A 19193-nucleotide genomic window follows, 5' to 3' on the forward strand; every position below is an offset into this window, starting at 1 on the left:
AGATGAAGGTAATAGGAATTGATATCGGAACGACGACCGTCAGTGCAGTGGTGTTGGAGCCAGACGGACATGGCGGACAGAAGCTTTTGACATCCAGAACCATTGCCAACGGCAGCTTTTTAAAGGGCGCAGACTGGGAACGGATTCAGGATGCGGAAAAGCTGACAGATAAGGCTAAGGCAGTGCTGGATGAGCTTCTGGCGGCATATCCGGAGACGGAGGCCATTGGCCTGACCGGGCAGATGCATGGTATCGTGTATACAGACCGGGAAGGACGGGCGGTAAGCCCTTTGTATACATGGGAGGATGGAAGAGGCGATCAGCGGGAGTTTGACGGAGAGACGGCGGCTTCCTGGATTCGAAAAAATTGTGGGATTCCTGCGGCTACCGGATTTGGACTGGTGACTCATTTCTACCAGAGCAGGAAGAAACAGGTACCGGAGAGCGCGGTTTCCATGGGAACCATTTCAGATTATTTCGCTATGAAGCTGACGGGCCGGAAGAAGCCGTTGGTACATGCATCTAATGCAGCCAGTATAGGTTTTTATGATACAAAGCAACGTTGCTTTTGTGAGGATAAGATTCGTCTGGCAGAAATGGATCCGGCTATCCTTCCGGATACGGCGAATGAGATGGAAGCAGTGGGAAGCTATCAGGGAATTCCGGTGACTGTGGCCCTTGGAGATAATCAGGCCAGTTTTCTCGGTTCCGTAGGAATGCAGGAACAGGTATGGCAGCTGAATGTGGGAACGGGTGGACAGCTTTCCGTACTTTCGCATGAGCATTTTGAAACAGAGGGAATAGAAGCCAGACCGTTTTTGCATGGAGCCTGGATTCTGACAGGCGCTATCCTCTGCGCGGGAAGGGCTTATGCATGTCTGGAAAAATTCTTTCGCAGCTGCGCGGAGGCTCTGGGAGTAGAAGAATGTTCCTGCTATGCTATGATGGCAGAGCTTGCCGGGAAAGCAGCTGCGGATGCGGATGGTTTCCGGGTGACAACGCTGTTCCAGGGGACGCGGACCTATCCGGAATTGCGCGGTCATATAGAGGGGATCAGTGAGAATAATTTTCTGCCGGAAAATCTTACATTGGGTGTGATTCAGGGAATCGCGCGGGAATATTATGAGCTTTATCAGGCGATTCATGAGGGAACAGGACTGGAAGCCAGAGTAATCAATGGTTCCGGAAATGGGCTGAGAAAGAATCTGTTTTTACAAAAAGCTATTTCTGATATGTTTAAAGCTCCGCTCATCCTGACAGATTTGCAGGAAGAGGGAGCTTCCGGAGCAGCGCTTAGTGCCGCTCTTTATTTGCATGAAAGTGCTGGAAGATAAGAAGGCTGAGCCACACAATTCCAGCCAGCATACTGATCCAAATCCCGGCCTTCATGCCGGGCGGATCGAAGCACAGCCGGATCTCATGCTCTCCGGCAGTCAGCCTTGCGCCCGCAAAGGCGGTATTGACGGTGACCAGATCAGTCTTTTCACCGTCCACGAAAAGCGTCATTCCCTTCTGCATGGGAATGGAAGTAACGAACCAGGTATCCTCGTCTGTCGAAGCGCGGCAGGCGAGAATTTCGTTTTTCTCTGTATCCAGTGATTCCACAGAATTCCAGCTTTTTTCCTGAAAGACCGAAGCGTCCAGAAGACCGAACCGGATATTTCTCAGGGTGTAATGTCCTTTGGGCAGCTTGATTCTTAATTTTGTAAGTTCCTTCTCGGCGGAAGCCAGGAACTGATACTGGAAGGCTTCATTTCCGTTGGGATAGGCAGCGCTGGGGGCAGACAGCTTATTTTTCACGCCGTTGATGGTGATGGTGACAGCCTTTCCGGTGTGGTTGACCACATCGAATTTCAGAAGCAGGAGCTGCTCCTGGATGGGCTGCTTGAAGGTCAGGGTGACGGTGCTGTCCCGGCTGACCTTCAGATCGTAGGAACGGTTCTTTATGTCTCCCGTGGTGGTGAGCTGTACTGTGGCCGGAATCTCTTTTGAAGACCACAGAGGTTGATAGTAGCGGATTTCTGTGTGCCAGCCATCAGCATTTTCGGTAGAAACCTTTCCGGAAATGGTGGAAGCGTCAGCTTCGGACTCCGGAATTACAGTGGTACGGGTCAGGGCTTCGGCCTGTTCCCAGCCTTTAATCCGGTTGAACAGGGTATCGGTCATGGTGTCGGTGGTCAGATAGGCTGTCGGCAATACAGACGTATTTTCCGAAACTGCGGTTTTGCCGTCTTTCCAGAGCACCCGGTAGCCCGCAGGCACATGGGACGGGCTGGTCTCCAGATAGCGGACGCCCATGAAGTTCAGCAAAAACGGGTTGTTGGCGGTAAGGATGGCCAGTCGGTTGTTGATCTGCACCGGCGTTTTCAGGTAGTCGTAGTACACCTGAGAATATTCGTTGCTGTAGACCGACGAGTACATGGAGCTTTTGCTGCGGACCGATGAGGCCTCCCGGTTGCCATTGACTAACGGGTGAACCAGTGAATCGTAGCGGTACAGGGAGTCCGTATACAGGGCCAGCGCCGGTTTGTCGAGGGCGGCGTCCATATCGGCCTGGGTGACAAATTCTTCTTTCGAAGCCGAGCGCAGGAAAAAGAGGCAGGGCATAATCAGAAGACAGAGGAACGCAAGGCGTGACAGCAGGTAGCGAAGCCTGGAGCCCGGCATAGGCGTGACGCCCTCGGAAGCCTCCGCCCGCTCCTCGCTGACCGCCATAGCCAGCAACACTACAGCCAGCAGAAAGATGAAATCCGTCAGCACCAGCGTCCAGTAGCTCTTATGCAGGTAGCGGAAAATGACGGCAAAGAGCAATGGGAACGGCCAGAGCTGCCAGCGTTCCCGCCCATTTTTCAGATCCGACAGAATCAGCGCACAGTGGAGCAGCAAAAGCGGCAGAAAGGGCATCAGAATCTTCGCCCGGGCATAAAGGGTCGCGTTTAATAAATAGGAAATACCGCCCCAGAGGAACAGCAGAAGAAAAGTCAGGCTGATAGCCCGGTATTTTCGGATGGCGACGCCCAGTATTACCAGATACAGGACGATAAGGGTCACGCCCAGCCCGTAGGAACTGTAAAGCAGGGATTGGAAATCTTCAAAAAAGGTGGCCAGTCCCGCGTCGCCTGAGGTCGAAGCGCGCCGGTGTTCCAGAATGGACAGGCCGGTGGGCAGAAGCAGGGCGAAGGCCATGAAGCCGCCCAGAGCGCAGGATACGAACCAGGGGCGGAAAAAATATTTACCGGACAGCCAGGCCCAGTACCAGCCGATGACCACGAAGCAGGCCGGTGCATAGTAGAAGCTGTGGAGGCAGATGAGCAGCATCCACAGCGGCAGCAGGGCCGGCATCCGCCGGGGGCTCTTTTTTACCGCCAGCAGGGCCAGCAGCAGGAACGGCATGTAATTCACGAACATCAGCTGCCGGTGTGTATGGAAAAAACAGGAAGCAGTCAGAAAGAGGACGCTTCCCATAAAAGAGTCAAAGCCGGACAGGTTATGCCGCCGGAGCAGCAGATAAAAGAGCAGGATGCTTAAAAGATAGCCGCCCAGTGCATAGGCAATGACGATTTTGTACATAGAAACTGCGGGCAGCAGGCACCCGAGCAGGATGTCCGGTCTGAGATACCCGTAATAAGAAAACTGAAAGCCATTGCTGCCGCCGCCCAGAGGAAGGTATGTGGGCAGAAGCGTCTTCTGTTCCAGCATGGCGGTACGGATGGTCTCCGCCAGGGCAGTGTGCTGGCTCAGCCAGTCGGTGGTGGAGCCGTAAACGCAGCCTGCAGGGAGCGACAGACGTATAAGCAGTGCAAAAAGACCGGTCAGAAGCACCGGATAAATCCATTTTCGAGTCATAAAATCTCCTTAGATGTCGGGTGATACAGGTCGCGGGCTACTCGCCTGCGATGATTTTTTCAATGCCATGCATATCCGCAGCTGTGTCCGTAAAGGAGCTCCAGTAGCTGCCGATAATCTTGTCGCTGGCGGCCAGGCAATAGAGATCCAGAAGAGCGTCGTGCATGCCGGCCACGGAATTGCGGTCGATGGTTCGGGATTGATTGCTGATGATTTTTCCCGGGAACCGGCTGCGAAGCAGCTCTTCCTCGTTCTGGTCGTCGGTGGCCAGGAAGAACCGGGTCTCCGGGTGCGCTGTCAGCTCCTTTTCCATCTCGGCAATAAACTGTTCCGTGGTGCTCTTTCCCATGGAAACCGCATTGTCGGTGCGGCGGATATGGACGCCTACACAGCGGGGCGCAAAGTCTCTGGTAAATGTGTCCACACGCTTCTGAAGCGTGTCGGTGGGCACAAAGAGGGAATAGTCCTTCGTCGGATCAAAGCGCTCGCAGGTGAAGATATAGACCCGCTTTTTCAATGCCCGATAAAAGTCGTCGTTCAGGCGGTCATCCGTCTTGTTATTGCGGATATCGTCATCGCCGAAGCGCTGGCCTGCGGAAAGCTGGTAATAAAGCTTCCTGGGATCCTTCAGGGAATGGATGTTGATGAGTGTGATATCCGGCTCAAGGATTGGCTGAAACAGATCCTCAAAGGCGGCGTTCAGTTCCGGATTCAGATACCAGAGGATGACCAGCTTTTCCTTTCTGCGCTTCGCAAGCTTCATTGCGGAATTTATCACGCGCATCCTATTGCATAAACCGCCGGAAGGTTGTATTATTAACATAGTATACCCTGCCGTAGTTGCGGACAGGTCATGCGACGGAAGCAGCTACGGTTGCCTTTCATTTTTATATCGATTGTAATAGGTAACGCGGATATTATAGCATTCTGCCCGAATGCACACAAGGGAGAACTTATGAAACCACAGAAAATTAAGAATCTGTTTTTACGACAGAGCTATCAGGACGCCTGGGAGGAATACGAAAAATCTCTGACCAGGAAATATTTTATTCACTGGGACTATGTGATTCTGACCGCCTCCAATGAGGAGCAGGCTGACGCTTACCAGGCGCAGATTGACGCCAGACTGGAAGCGGGAAGACTGCCGAAGGAGACCATCTACCGGGTGCTGCCCGATCCGGACGGCAAGCGGGTAGGCAGCGGCGGAGCCACCTTCCATGTGATGAAATATTTAAGCGAGCAGGGCGAGGGCGCGGACTTTTTCAGGGGAAAACGAATCCTGGTGATTCATTCCGGCGGTGATTCCAAGAGGGTGCCCCAGTATTCGGCCTGTGGAAAATTATTTTCACCGGTACCCAGGGAACTGCCGGACGGACGGCGTTCCACCCTGTTTGACGAATTTATGATTGGAATGGCGGGTATGCCGTCCCGGTTCAGAGAGGGCATGCTGGTGCTCTCCGGTGATGTGCTGCTTTTATTTAACCCGCTGCAGATTGATTTTACATTCCACGGAGCAGCGGCCATTTCCATCAAGGAGGACGTGGATACGGGAAAGGATCACGGCGTATTCCTGGGTGACGAGAGCGGTTACGTGGCTAACTTCCTGCACAAGCAGAGCGTGGAGCATCTGCGGGAGCTTGGCGCGGTGAACAGTCAAAATGCGGTGGATCTGGATACCGGAGCCATTATGCTGGACTGCGATCTTCTGGAAAGCCTGTTCTCCCTGATTGGCGAAAACGGAAAAATCGTTCCGGAGAAATATGACCGCTTTGTCAACGAGCGGGCGCGCATCAGCTTTTATGGGGATTTCCTGTACCCGCTGGCGTCCCGATCCACTTTTGAGCAATTTTTAAAAGAGAAGCCGGAGGGTGAATTCTGCCCGGAGCTTTTAGCCTGCAGGAAAGAGATTTGGGAGGTCCTGCATCCCTATTCTCTGAAGCTTTTGTGCCTGTCTCCGGCTCAGTTTATCCATTTTGGAACGACCCATGAGCTGCTGAAGCTGGTGACGGAGGACATCGACAACTATGAGTTCCTGGACTGGAAGCGACAGGTTCTGGGTGTGGAGGAGTCGGAGGACGCCAACGCCTGCAGCAACAGCTATATCGAGAGAAATACGAAGATTGCGGAATCTTCCTATATAGAAGACAGTTATATCTACGACGGCAGCCAGGTGGGAGAAGCCTGCGTGATTTCTGCGGTGACCCTGCGGGGGGAGAAGATCCCGGAAAATACGGCACTGCATGGATTAAAGCAGAAGGACGGCTGCTTTGTGGTGCGCGTCTATGGCGTGCAGGATAACCCGAAGGTGACGCTGGAGGATGGCGGAGCCTTCCTGAACGGTACCTTGCCGGAGTTTCTGGTAAATGCAGGCATGCAGCCGGAAGACCTCTGGGAAAATGCGGAAGGTACTCATTACCTCTGGACCGCGAAGCTTTATCCGGTGTGTGAAACTATCGAGGAAGCTGTGGCAGCAGCCATGAGAATTCTGGCTATTGCGGATGGCACGGCGGACGCGGCGACGCTTATCTGGTATTGCAGCCAGAAACGTCTGAGCCTGCAGGAGAGCTTTGAGCAGGCTGACGTAAAGGAAATTACCGCATGGCAGGCGAAGCTTGGTACAAGAGTGAGAATTGCCAGATTTTTACTGATGCTGGAGGAGCGCAAAAGCATCGAAGAAACCAGGACGGTTTTTGGCGAGCAGGGTGTGACGGCTTCCCAGGTGGAGAAGCTGCGTGACATTGCGGAGCAGTCGGACTTCAGTATCCGCATGCGTATTTACTATTATTTATCGAAAATGACGACCGGTCAGGTCAGCGAGGATTTGGAAAATCAGTGTTTCCGCTACCTCTGCGACAGCTTATATGAGGCCAGCATCGGCAAGACCCCGGCGGAGGAGCCATACCACATCACAAAGGATGAAGTGAAGGTGGAGCTGCCCATCCGTGTGAATTTCGGCGGCGGCTGGTCCGATACGCCGCCTTACTGCAACGAGCATGGCGGCACAGTGCTCAATGCGGCGGCGAAGCTGAACGGTATTCTGCCGGTGATTGTGACCGTGAAAAAGATAGACAAGCCCTGTATTGCGCTGGCAAGTACCGATTCAGGTGCTTACGATGAATTTACGGATATGAAGGCATTGCAGAGCTGCCGGGATCCCTTTGATACCTATGCCCTTCACAAGGCTGCGCTTCTGGCCTGCGGCATCGTGCCCCTGAACCGGGAGACAACGCTTAAGGAGCTTCTTGGTAAGCTTGGCGGCGGTCTGTACCTGTCCACAGCGGTTATGGGAATTCCCAGAGGTTCCGGTCTTGGCACCAGCAGTATCCTGGCGGGCGCCTGTGTGAAAGCTATTTTCGAATACATCGGGAAAAAAGTGACTGAAAATGAATTATATACTCATGTGCTCTGCATGGAGCAGCTCATGAGCACCGGAGGCGGCTGGCAGGATCAGGTGGGCGGCCTCACCGACGGTATCAAGCTGGTGACGACCAGACCTGGGCTGATGCAGAATATCGAAGTCCAGCATCTTCAGATTCCGGAGGAGGCGCTTCAGGAGCTGAAGGACCGGTTTGTACTGATTTATACGGGGCAGCGCAGACTTGCCCGGAATCTGCTCCGGGAGGTGGTCGGCGGCTATATCGGCTCCAATCCCAATTCCCTGCAGGTGCTTTATGAGATTCAGCAGGTGGCGGTCTTGATGAAGTTTGAGCTGGAAAAGGGTAATGTCGACGGGTTCGCAGAGCTTCTGGAACGGCACTGGGAACTGTCCAGACGTCTGGACGGCGGCAGCACCAATACCTGTATCGATCAGATTTTCCTAAGCTGCGAGGATCTATTAGAAGCCCGGATGATCTGCGGCGCCGGCGGAGGCGGCTTCCTGCAGGCCATTCTGAAAAAGGGCTGCACGAAGGAGCAGCTCCGGGAGCGGATCCGCAGCGTGTTCCAGGACAGCGGCGTGGACGTATGGGACTGTGAGTTAGTATAAGGAGTATCATTTTGAAAGTATTACAGATTAATACCATCTGCGGAAGCGGAAGCGTGGGCCGTATCACGGTGGATATCGTACATGCCCTGGAGAAACAGGGAGACGAGGGAATGGTGGCCTTTGGCCGCCGGACCGGGCCGGAAGGAATCCCCACGTATAAATTCGGAACGGACCTGGACATGGGCTTCCATGTGCTTCATACCTTTTTCCGGGGGGAGCACGGCTTTGCTTCCAAAAAGCAGACGGGCAGACTGATAGAAAAGATCAAGGAATATGATCCGGATATCATTCATCTCCACAATATCCACGGCTTTTACCTGGACGTGGAGCAGCTGTTCTGGTATCTGAAGCAGGCCGGGAAGCCGGTAGTCTGGACGCTCCATGACTGCTGGAGCTTTACGGGACATTGCGCCCATTTTGATTATATCGGCTGTATGAAATGGAAGACAGGCTGCGGAAGCTGCCCCCAGTACCGTAGCGTCTATCCCTATGCGTTATTTAGGGACAATACAGCCTCCAATTACCAGAGAAAAAAGGCAGCCTTTACCGGCGTGCCTTCCCTGACGGTGGTGACCCCCTCCCGGTGGCTGGCAGGCTACGCAAGAGAGTCCTATCTGGGAGAGTATCCGGTGCAGGTGATTCCAAACGGGATCGCCCTGGATAAATTTCATCCGGTGGATCAGGGACTCCGCAGGAAACTGGGCTTCGAGGGAAAATACATTCTTCTGGGCGTGGCAAGTATGTGGGAGGAACGGAAGGGTTATGCTTATTTTGAACAGCTGGCGGATCGGCTGCCCGATGACTATCAGATTATTTTAATCGGTTTATCGAAGCGGAAGATGAAAAAGCTGCACCCGAAGATTCACGGAGTTATGCGCACCAACAGCATGGAAGAACTGGCGGAGTACTATTCCATGGCAGACGCCTATGTGAATACCACCCTGGAGGATACCTTCCCCACGACGAATCTGGAGGCCCTGGCCTGCGGAACCCCGGTTATCACCTTTGCCACCGGAGGAAGCGTGGAGTCTGTGGACGAAAGCTGCGGCAAGGTGGTTCCCAAGGGGGATGTGGAAGCCCTGGAGGCGGCGGTGAAGGCCATGCGGTCAGAGCCGGATAAGCGGACGGCCTGTCTTACAAAAGCGTCTCATTATGATAAGAACGAGCGGTTTCAGGATTATCTGAAGCTGTACGCGAAGCTATTACACGAGGAGTAAAATTATGGAAAATCCAAAGGTTTCGATCATTACGACGACCTATAATGATAAAGAGAATCTGAAAAAAATCATTGCCCAGGTGAAGAAGCAGGATTATGACAATATCGAGTATGTCATCGTGGACGGCGGTTCCACCGATGGCACCCGGGAGGTCATTGCGGAGGCAGAGGCATATTTCGGCGATCGGCTGAAATGGATTTCCGAGAAGGACAAGGGAATCTATGACGCCATCAACAAGGGAATCCGGCTGTCCACCGGCGACATCTTAGGCTGCTGCTTCGACCAATATGCAGGCCCGGACGTCATCAGTAAGATGGTGGCCATCATGGAAAAGGAGGGCACGGACGGCGTACACGGCGACCTCTATTATATGGAGGGCGACAAGGTGGTGCGCTACTGGCACCAGGGCCAGGGTAATATCCGCTGCGGCTGGATGCCCGGTCATCCGACCCTGTATCTGAAGAAAAGTGTGTATGACAAATACGGCCTTTATAAGACCGATTACCGGATTTCCGCGGATTATGAGTTTATGATACGGATTCTGAAGAATAAGAAAGTGAAGTTATCTTACTTGCCGGAGGTGTTGATTTACATGTCCCACGGCGGCACCAGTACGAACAGCCTGGGAGCGTATCTGGCCGGAATGAAAGAGGGGCATCGGGCGCTTCGCGAGAATGGCGTGCGGTTCGCGTGGTTTACAGATTTGTGCAGAACGCTAAGAGTGCTTGCACAATTCGCTAAGAAGCGTTAAAATATGGCGTAACACTAAGGCATGCGAAAGTGCCCTGGGGCGCATCGAGCTGCATGCCTGGACGATCTATAAAACATAAGGAGACACACAGATGAAATGTCTGGTCATCATCCCCGCCTACAATGAAGAAGAAAACATTGTGCGCGTGGTGGAAAACCTGAAAAATAATTACCCGATGTATGACTATATCGTCATCAACGACGGATCCTCCGACAGCACGGCAAAAATCTGCCGGAAGAACGGCTATGAGCTGGTGGATCTGCCGGTGAACTTAGGGCTGGCCGGAGCCTTCCAGACGGGGCTCAAATACGCCTATCGGAATGGCTACGATTACGCCATCCAGTTTGACGCGGACGGACAGCACCGCCCGGAATTTATCGGCCCCATGCTGGACAAGATTCAGGAGGGCTACGATATCGTCATCGGTTCCCGGTTTGTGACCGAGAAGAAGCCCCATTCCTTACGGATGCTGGGCAGCAACCTGATTTCCACGGCCATGAAGCTGACCACCGGCCGCAGGGTCAAGGATCCCACTTCGGGCATGCGGATGTTCAATAAGAAAATGATAGCGGAATTTGCCCTGAATATGAATTACGGCCCGGAGCCGGATACGGTATCCTATCTTCTGAAGCAGGGTGCCACCATTGCCGAGGTTCAGGTGGAGATGGATGAGCGGATCGCAGGTGAGAGCTATCTGAACCTGACCAGATCCATGATGTATATGTTACGGATGCTTCTGTCGATTCTGCTGATTCAGAACTTCCGGAAGCGCAGGGAGGTGAAGGTTTCATGACACCGGTATTTCGCATTGTGCTGATTGTGGTATCACTCCTCAGCACCTATTATATTTTAAAGAAAATCCGTCAGTCCAAGCTGCAGATCGAATACGCGATCTTCTGGATTGTCTTTGCGGGCGTGCTGGTCATCATCAGCCTGTTCCCGTGGCTTGTGACCCTGTTTACGAGACTTCTGGGCATGCAGCTGCCGGTAAACTTCGTGTTTATGGTGTTCATCTTCATTCTGCTGCTGAAGCTGTTTATGATGACCATCGAGCTGTCTACCCTGGAAAATAAGGTAAAGGACCTGACCCAGGAGCTGGCTCTGGAGGAAAAGGAGCGGGCGGACGAACTGAAAGAAAAGGAGAATTAGAAACGTGGAAACGATATACGAGATTACCAGAAATCTCTGGGAAAAGTATGTAAACTGGATGAAAGACGAAAAGAATATGGCGAAGTTTCTGGTATGCTGCTTTATACTGAGCCTGCTTCCGATTCTGGCATTGAGCTTCTTCAACCATCCGGTTATGGACGACTTTAACTATGGTATTCTGACCCGCCATGCCCTGGAGGAGAACTCCGGACTGGCTGTGATCCCGGCAGTGCTGCGGGCGGCGGTGCAGAGAGCGGAAAACCTGTGGCATGAGTGGCAGGGAACCTACAGCTTTGCGGTGATTGGAGCTTTGCGGCCCTCGATTATCTCTGAACGCCTGACCTTCATCCAGACCTTTATTCTGGTGGGCGTCATGGTGGTTGGTTTTACTTATTTTATCGATGTTATGCTGCACCGAATCTTAGGCATGTCGAGAGCTGTGGCTGTCAGCGTGTCTGTGGTGGTACTGACGCTCTGCATCCAGTATGTCCCGGTGGGCCTGGAAGCCTTTTACTGGTGGATTGGAAGCGTGGGATATACAGGATTTTTCTCCATGCTGCTGATTCTGATGGGGCTGATTGCCGACGGTATGCATAAAAAGCAGATTTCCGCAAAACGTATGGTGGGAATGATTCTGATCCTGATCCTGCTGGGCGGCGGCATGTATCCCAACGCGCTGCTGACAGCGGTATTGATGTTCCTGCTGTTCCTGGACGCGATCGTGGAAAAAAAGCGGTATCCGAAGAAGCTTCGGATTCAGCTGGGTTCCCTGTTTATCGTATACCTTCCGGCCTTTTTCCTGAATGTATTGGCTCCGGGCAACTATCGCCGCCAGTCCAATTTCCAGCCCCGTACCCCGATGGAGGCTATTTACAAGTCCTATACCAAGTCTCTGGACTATATGTTTAACGAGGCCACCAATGTGGTGATTGTGCTGGTGATTTTCGCTCTGTTCCTGGTGATGCTGTGGCAGCTGAAGAATACGAAGTTTTCCTTCCGGTGCCCGCTGATGTTTACCCTGGTAAGCTACAGCCTGGTGGTGGTTATGTGGGTTCCGGCCATCTTCGCCGTGCGTTTTATCTCCGGCGGCCGTTACTATAATATCTGCTTCTACGGTGTGATTCTGTTCTACGCGTCCAACGCCATTTACTATGCCGGATGGCTCAGACGGCAGTATGAGAAATGCGCGCAGGAGGTACAGGATCTTCTGCGGAAAGCCACTCCGGTACTGCTGGGCGTGGCAGGCGTATGCTGTGTGATCGTGGGAATGTGGAAGATTAACATTGTAAGTGATCTGGAAGAAATTACCTTTGCGACGGCGTTGAAATCCATGGTATATGGAGAGGCACAGGTATACGACAAGGAAATCCGCATGCGTGAGAAGCTTTATCACGATCCGGATGTCAAAGAGGTTGTAGTAGAAGAGGTTACCTACCGTCCGGAGCTGCTTTATTTCGGCACACTGACGCCGGATCCGGACGACAGCCGGAATCTGGCCATGTGCGATTATTATCATAAGGATTACATGATAAAGCATGTAGAAGAGGAAGAATCGTCTGGGGAGGATAGCGACGCTCAGACTGAGGATACAGAAAACGCAGACAATACAGAAGACGCTGAATCAGCAGAATAGGAGAAAAAACATGAAAAAGATTATTGTGACAGGATGCAACGGACAGCTGGGACGGGCAGTGAATCAGCAGTATGCAGGCAGTACCGAGTATGAACTGGTAAATACCGATGTGGCAGAGCTGGATATCACCAAGGTGGATAAGGTACTGGAGCTTGCCAGAGAGGTAAAGCCCTACGCTATCATCAACTGCGCGGCTTACACCAATGTGGACAAGTGCGAGGTGGAGCAGGATCTGGCGTATAAGATCAACGCCATCGGAGCCCGCAACCTGGCTATCGCGGCAGCAGATACCGGAGCAAAGCTCATGCATATCTCTACCGACTATGTATTTCCGGGGGATGTATCCGCCCATCCACTGACGGAGTTTGACTCAGTAAGCCCCAAGAGCATGTACGGCGCAACCAAGCTGGCAGGCGAGAATTTCGTAAAAGATTTCGCAAATCAGTACTTTATCATCCGTACCGCATGGCTGTACGGCGACGGTCACAACTTCGCAAAGACCATGCTGAAGCTGGCGGAAAATAACGATAAGATCGGCGTAGTCATGGATCAGGTGGGAACCCCCACCAGCGCGGTAGAGCTGGCCAAGGCTATCAAATATCTGCTTCCGACCGACAATTACGGTCTGTTCCACGGTACCTGCGAGGGCGACACCAACTGGGCCGAGTTTGCGGCTACCGTACTTCGCCTGGCAGGCAGCAGGACGGAGATCGAGCCGATTACCTCAGAGGAGTACAAGCGCCGCTTCCCGAACTCCGCAGACCGGCCCGCATACTCCATTCTGGAGAACTATATGCTGAAGCTGACCACCGATTTCTCCTTCGCTTCCTGGCAGGACGCTATCGAAGTATACATGAAGGAACTGCTGGCGAAATAACATTTGCACATAAGAGAAGGAGAGAGATCCGATGACAGGAAATGATATTTTATATCTGGTAATTCCCTGCTATAACGAGGAGGCTGTACTGCATGAGACCGCGAAGCAGCTTCTGGAGAAAATGAATTCCATGTTCGATCGGGGCATGATTTCCCGGGAGAGCAAAATCATGTTCGTAAATGATGGCTCCAAGGATAAGACCTGGGAAATTATCCGGGAGTTACATGAGTCTAACCCCATATATTCCGGTGTGAAGCTGTCCAGGAATAAGGGTCATCAGAACGCGCTTCTGGCCGGCCTGATGACGGCGAAGGAAAAGGCGGATATGGCCATTTCCCTGGACGCCGATCTGCAGGACGATGTGGACGTCATTGACAAGATGGTGGAGAAGTATTATGAGGGAAATGACGTGGTATACGGCGTCAGAAGCGCCCGGGATACGGACACCTTCTTTAAGAAATTTACTGCCGAGGGCTTTTATAAGATCATGCAGGCTATGGGCGTGGAAATCGTATTTAACCATGCAGATTACCGTCTTATGAGCAAGCGCGCCCTGGAAGGATTGTCAGAGTTTCGCGAGGTAAATCTGTTCCTGCGCGGTATCGTGCCACTCATTGGGTACAAGTCGGACATCGTCACTTACGAGCGTCATGAACGTTTCGCGGGCGAGTCCAAGTATCCGCTGAAGAAGATGCTTGCTTTTGCCACCGATGGGATCACTTCCTTCAGCATCAAGCCGATCCGTATGATTACCACCTGTGGTTTTCTGATTTTTGCCATCAGCCTGATTATGCTGATTTATTTCCTGGTGGTGCATTTCATGGGCAGAACCGTACACGGCTGGACCAGCACCATTGTGTCTATCTGGGCCATCGGCGGCCTGCAGCTTCTGGCTATCGGTATTGTGGGTGAATATATTGGAAAAATTTACCTGGAAACCAAGGCGCGCCCCAAGTATATTATTGAGACTGTACTGGATAAATAATTAGGAGAGTTTTATGAACAGCTTTTTGAAAAAGCGTGGGCTGAACCGGATGGATCTGTGCTATCTGGCGGCTCTGACGCTGATTGGCCTGGGTATCCGTGTCATCCTGCGTGTGGTGATTACAGACGACTGGCTGATGTACTGGGATCCGTGGATTTCTGATTTGAAGGAGATGGGATTTTCCTATCTGGCTACGGATCGCTATGATTATACACCGACCTTCGTTTATATTCTCTGGGCCATCAGCAGGCTGTCCATCAACCCGATGACGGCCTATAAGGGCCTGCACTGTGTGTTGGACTTTGTGGCGGCGGGCATTCTGGGAAAAATGATTTGGAAGGTTACCGGAAGCAAGCGCAAAGGCATCCTGTCCTACGGCCTGTTTCTCATTGTGCCCACCATCTGGGCCAACAGCGCCCTGTGGGCCCAGTGCGACATTATTTTTATGACCTTTTTGCTGCTGTGCTTTTATTACCTGTTTGAGGACCGCCCCTGCAAAGCCATGTTTTTCTACGGGATGGCCTTTGTGTTTAAACTCCAGTCCCTGTTTATTTTCCCGTTCCTGGTGATTCTGTGGGTGAATAAAAAGGTGGATCTGAAGCATTTTCTGTGGATCCCGGCGCTGTATTTCTTAAGTATCGTGCCGGCCTGGATTGCGGGACGGCCACTGATGGATCTGATCAATATCTACATGGCCCAGGGAGCTCAGGATGTCTGGTCCCTGTCCATCAAATGGCCGAATATCTATCAGATCATCGGAAATCAGTTCTTTTTGCTTGAATACGCTTCGGCGGGCACGTGGCTGATTCTTGGTATCCTGATGATCATCCTGTACGCCATGGCTCAGAAACGCTACCGGATTACCAATGAATTCATCGTGCAGATGGCGCTGTTTTTCGCGATTCTGACGCCCTGGTTCCTGCCGCACATGCATGAGCGGTACGGCTGTGTGGCGGATATTCTGGCGATTATCTATGCCATGATGAATACGAAGAAATTCTATTTCCCATTGGTGCAGATTCTGGTGTCCTTCAATTCCTATATGGCTTACTTAAGCCATCTGGGTTCCGACGAGCCTACCATTTACTACGGCGTGTGGGCCTTTGCAGAGCTTGGGCTGCTCGTCCTGGTGGGCCTGGATATCTGGCATTATATGCGGAATCCGGAGAACCAGATCCCTATGGAACAAGAGACTGTGAAGAAGGAGGCCGCGTGATGGATGAATTTTTGAGAAACTTCATTTCCAGAAAATGGAATGTGCGCGGCGTGACCTTTACCTTTCTGGATCTGCTGCTGGCAGTATGTATTACCGGTACAGGACTGGCGCTCCGCTCCACGGTCATCGAATATACGCCGACCGACACATGGAAGCTCTGTGCGGTTGTGCTGGAATTTGCGCTGGCGGTTCTGTGCGGCGCGATTGTACACAGTTATACGGGAAGCCGGCTGCGGGCTTTCCTGACCTACGCAATTTTGGCGATTTATCCCACGGCGGTGGCGAACGGCTCCCTGTGGAATATTAACTGTATTTATTATGCGATTCTGCTTTTCCTGGGTCTCTATCTCTACAGTCGGGGAAATGCGCTGCTTGGAACCGGAAGCATCCTGGCGGGGCTTCTGATCGCGGTGTTCCGCGTCCGTTCCTGGTGGATGACGCTTGACGTGGCCTATCCGGTGTCCTTGAATCGGGGGTGGCCGAATTTCTACGAGATTATCGGGAAAAATGCCTTTGTGGAGCTTTACGATAAGGTATCCCTGCTGATTCTCGCTGGTATGATTTTAACTGGAATTTACTGGTTTGCTGATAAAAAGGTGAAGGTAACGAAGGACATGGTGCTTCGCATCTTCCTGTTTGCAGCGATTCTAGTGCCTTATTTTGCGCCCTATATGCCGGCCTGGGCCGGGTATACGGCGGATGTGGCGGCGCTCATTTACTTCATGCGCTGGCCGAAGCGGTTTTATCTGCCGATGCTGCATCTGATTGTGTCCTACAGTGCTTACGCGTACGCCATCAACGGCGAGACGAAGCTGCCGATGGTGGTATTTTCTGTACTGCTGCTGGCGATGCTTACGAATGTGGGCGTGGATCTTTATCGCGCGGCTGTGAAGGGCGAGTAACATTCCCCTATAGGAGAATAGAATGGTTTCAAATATTATGTTGACCCTGGCATTTTTAGTTGGCGTGGCGGCAGTCTACTACCTGGTTCCAAGGCGGTTCCGGCAGTGGCTGCTGCTTCTGGCAAGCATGCTTTTCTATGTGAGTGCCGGTCCGTGGATGCTGGTATTGTCCGGCGGAAGCGCGCTCTGGAGCTTCTATGCCGGGGCAAAAATCGAACAGGCGGAGACGAAAGAAAAAAAGAAGGTCTGGCTGTGGGCGGGAATTCTGCCGATACTGGGCGTTCTTTTTGTGTATAAATATTTCAATTTTTTTGTGGGTTCGGTGGCGGCACTGCTGGCACTGGCGGGACTGGGCGGAAGCGCGCCGGTTCTAAGTCTGGCGGTGCCAATGGGGATCTCCTATTATACCTTTAAAATGATAAGCTTTTTGGCGGATATTTATCTGGGAAAACGGGGTGCGGAGCGCGGCCTGGAGGGCTGCGGCGCTTATCTGACGTACATCCTGTTTTTTCCGCAGATTCTGTCGGGACCGATTGAGCGGTCGGAGCATTTTATCGAACAGCTTCATGAGGGACCCACATACCATGCGGAGCTGTTTTCCGTGGGACTTCAGCGAATAGTGCTGGGACTGTTTAAGAAAATCGTAATTGCGAACCGGCTGGCGGGGTACGTGGACGCGGTCTTTGGCGCGCCGGAGAGTTATCCGGGACTGGCCTGTGTGATGGCGGCGTTCTTTTATTCATTCCAGCTGTACTGCGATTTTTCGGGGTACTCAGATATCGCCATCGGTATGACAAATGTGCTGGGAATTGACAGCGGTCAAAACTTTGACTGTCCCTATTTTTCCCGGGGCATCAAGGAGTTCTGGAGCCGGTGGCATATTTCCCTGTCCGGCTGGCTTAAGGATTATATCTACATTCCGTTGGGTGGCAACCGGGTAAGCCCTGTGCGCCACCGGCTAAATGTGCTGGCGACCTTTCTGGTCAGCGGTCTCTGGCACGGAGCGAACTGGAGCTTTGTGATCTGGGGCGGGATGCATGGCCTGTGGAATATCATAAGCACAAAGAAAGAGGAGAGCGTGCCTCTGGCGCTCAGGGTGCTTGAGACACTGATTACCTTCTGCGGCGTAACCTTAGCCTGGGTCTTCTTCCGGGCTGAGAGCTTCGGAAAGGCACTGGGGTTCCTCACGCATGCAGTTACCTGCTTTTCCCTGTCCTATGTGGACATCCAGAATTCCATTCTGCCCTTCACCGGGGATAATACCTGCGCCGCCTATTTCCTGACTGCCTGTGGCTTTCTGTTCCTGTTATTCCTCTATGAGAGAGGGCAGGTGTATGGGAAGAAGGAGAAGCGCGAGGGCATGGTGCTGAGTAGTGCGTGGCTGGCCGTGATGCTGGTGAGTGTGGTGCTGTTCGGAGTGTTCGGGGCGTCGGGGTTTTTGTACGCGAATTTCTAATAGAGAATTGAAAAATAGATATGAAAGTATCTGTTCACCTTTTTATAATTGAAAAGTGGATAAATTTTTCTTTTATTTAAAATATTGTGGATAATTATAATTATTAGAAAAAGTAATTTAAGGTTTAAGTTTATAAAATCTTATTGGAAAAGAAAAGTTCTAATAAATTTTATAGGATAAGTGAGAATATTTATTTATGAAACGAGTATTAAAGACCGTGGCAGTTGCCTTCATAATAGCGCTGATCCTGATTTTAATTAAAAATGAATACGCCCGCTGTCTTCCGGCATCTACCTACGGCATGCAGGCAGCCATCCGGAAAGAACGTGTGGATAACCTCTTCATCGGTTCGTCCATGTTCCGGCAGGGCCTGGATATCGACGTGCTGGAGGCGGAGCTTCCCGGCAGCAGCTACATCCTGTCTTATAATGGCAACCAGCCGGCGCTGATGGCCCTGGAGCTGCAGTATATGCTGGAGCAGGGGCTGCAGGTAAAAAATCTGTACATTGATCTGTATCCCTACACAGCGGCAGCCGATCCCTGGATCAGCGACACCAAGATTTTGCTGGACACAGATCTGAAGTTCAAGGCAAAGGCCTGGCGGCTGATGAGAAACAGCACCGACGTGAGCTTCGGGGACTTCTATGAGTTCTTTGTGACGGCCAACAACGAGCAGCTTCTGACCTATCCTCTGAACAATAAGATTGTGTCGTCCCAGTTCCGGGACGGCGGCAGTCTGATTCGCCAGCAGGGCAGGACAAGAGAAGAGCTCTATGCCCTGGGAACCCTGGGAAGCCGGGACGGCGTGAACCGCACCCAGGCCGAGGGCTATGGAAAAATCGTGGAGCTGGCAGAAGACTATGGCCTGAACCTCTGGTTTCTGGAGACGCCCAAGTATGAGCGGATGTATGCGGATGAGGATTATCAGAAGTTATACGCGGAGGCTCTTTCTATCGTGCAGGAGCTACAAAGTGGGTGGACCGGAGACGGCAGCTTTGCGATTCTCTGCGGGGAGGAGCTGGATTTTGATATTTCGGAAGCTGGAGGTTATCAGGATTTGATTCACCTGTCGGCGGAGGGACGCGAGAGCTATACAGCCTTACTCTGTGAGAAATTAAAAGCGACAGAATAAAAATTATCAAATGATAGAAGCAAAGTTATGTAAACTAAAATTAC

The 19193-nt window shown here is 52.1% G+C and carries 15 protein-coding genes; 13 read left to right on the plus strand and 2 right to left on the minus strand.

Annotated elements, in window-relative coordinates; all coding sequences use genetic code 11:
* Window positions 1-2: 2 nt before the first annotated feature.
* Window positions 3-1334 carry a sedoheptulokinase gene (locus ACESZP_RS02830; RefSeq protein ID WP_499707966.1) on the plus strand — a complete coding sequence of 444 codons (1332 nt, stop codon included), beginning with the start codon at window positions 3-5 and terminating at the stop codon, window positions 1332-1334.
* Here ACESZP_RS02830 and ACESZP_RS02835 read toward each other — a convergent pair.
* Entirely contained in the window at window positions 1294-3846 is a 2553-nt protein-coding gene (locus ACESZP_RS02835; RefSeq protein ID WP_499707967.1) for a YfhO family protein, read from the minus strand. The two genes, ACESZP_RS02830 and ACESZP_RS02835, sit on opposite strands and share 41 nt — an antisense overlap.
* A gap of 37 nt (window positions 3847-3883) precedes the next feature.
* Entirely contained in the window at window positions 3884-4609 is a 726-nt protein-coding gene (locus ACESZP_RS02840; RefSeq protein WP_499707968.1) for an O-fucosyltransferase family protein, read from the minus strand.
* 192 nt (window positions 4610-4801) lie between these two features.
* Between ACESZP_RS02840 and ACESZP_RS02845 the strand changes: the two genes are divergently transcribed.
* The 12 genes from ACESZP_RS02845 to ACESZP_RS02900 all read left to right on the plus strand — a co-directional run bounded on the left by ACESZP_RS02845 (window position 4802) and on the right by ACESZP_RS02900 (window position 19149).
* A complete protein-coding gene (locus tag ACESZP_RS02845) occupies window positions 4802-7831 on the plus strand; it encodes a fucose pyrophosphorylase domain-containing protein (RefSeq protein ID WP_499707969.1) in 3030 nt (1009 codons plus the stop codon).
* 11 nt (window positions 7832-7842) lie between these two features.
* On the plus strand, window positions 7843-9048 hold the full coding sequence (locus ACESZP_RS02850; protein ID WP_499707970.1) for a glycosyltransferase: 1206 nt from the start codon (window positions 7843-7845) through the stop codon (window positions 9046-9048).
* 4 nt (window positions 9049-9052) lie between these two features.
* Window positions 9053-9799, plus strand: a complete 747-nt coding sequence (locus ACESZP_RS02855) for a glycosyltransferase (RefSeq protein WP_178038759.1) — start codon at window positions 9053-9055, stop codon at window positions 9797-9799.
* 91 nt (window positions 9800-9890) lie between these two features.
* On the plus strand, window positions 9891-10592 hold the full coding sequence (locus ACESZP_RS02860) for a glycosyltransferase family 2 protein (protein ID WP_499707971.1): 702 nt from the start codon (window positions 9891-9893) through the stop codon (window positions 10590-10592).
* Window positions 10589-10948 carry a DUF2304 family protein gene (locus ACESZP_RS02865; RefSeq protein ID WP_178038761.1) on the plus strand — a complete coding sequence of 120 codons (360 nt, stop codon included), beginning with the start codon at window positions 10589-10591 and terminating at the stop codon, window positions 10946-10948. Before ACESZP_RS02860 ends, ACESZP_RS02865 begins: the two co-directional genes overlap by 4 nt.
* 4 nt (window positions 10949-10952) lie before the next feature.
* Complete coding sequence (locus ACESZP_RS02870) at window positions 10953-12581, plus strand: DUF6056 family protein (protein ID WP_499707972.1); 1629 nt, start codon at window positions 10953-10955, stop codon at window positions 12579-12581.
* Between the two features lie 10 nt (window positions 12582-12591).
* Window positions 12592-13458, plus strand: coding sequence for a dTDP-4-dehydrorhamnose reductase (gene rfbD / locus ACESZP_RS02875; RefSeq protein ID WP_178038763.1), 867 nt, complete (start codon window positions 12592-12594; stop codon window positions 13456-13458).
* A gap of 31 nt (window positions 13459-13489) precedes the next feature.
* A complete protein-coding gene (locus ACESZP_RS02880) occupies window positions 13490-14443 on the plus strand; it encodes a glycosyltransferase family 2 protein (protein ID WP_499707973.1) in 954 nt (317 codons plus the stop codon).
* Between the two features lie 13 nt (window positions 14444-14456).
* Window positions 14457-15659 carry a putative hexosyltransferase gene (locus tag ACESZP_RS02885; RefSeq protein ID WP_440321069.1) on the plus strand — a complete coding sequence of 401 codons (1203 nt, stop codon included), beginning with the start codon at window positions 14457-14459 and terminating at the stop codon, window positions 15657-15659.
* Window positions 15659-16561 carry a hypothetical protein gene (locus tag ACESZP_RS02890; RefSeq protein WP_499707974.1) on the plus strand — a complete coding sequence of 301 codons (903 nt, stop codon included), beginning with the start codon at window positions 15659-15661 and terminating at the stop codon, window positions 16559-16561. The genes ACESZP_RS02885 and ACESZP_RS02890 overlap by 1 nt, the downstream gene beginning before the upstream one ends.
* A 22-nt stretch (window positions 16562-16583) precedes the next feature.
* Window positions 16584-18017, plus strand: coding sequence for an MBOAT family O-acyltransferase (locus tag ACESZP_RS02895; RefSeq protein WP_499707975.1), 1434 nt, complete (start codon window positions 16584-16586; stop codon window positions 18015-18017).
* Between the two features lie 196 nt (window positions 18018-18213).
* Entirely contained in the window at window positions 18214-19149 is a 936-nt protein-coding gene (locus ACESZP_RS02900) for a hypothetical protein (protein ID WP_178038768.1), read from the plus strand.
* Window positions 19150-19193 lie beyond the last annotated feature (44 nt).

The sequence above is a fragment of the Candidatus Dorea massiliensis AP6 genome (assembly GCF_964245105.1).
Taxonomy (GTDB): Bacteria; Bacillota; Clostridia; order Lachnospirales; family Lachnospiraceae; genus Laedolimicola; species Laedolimicola intestinihominis.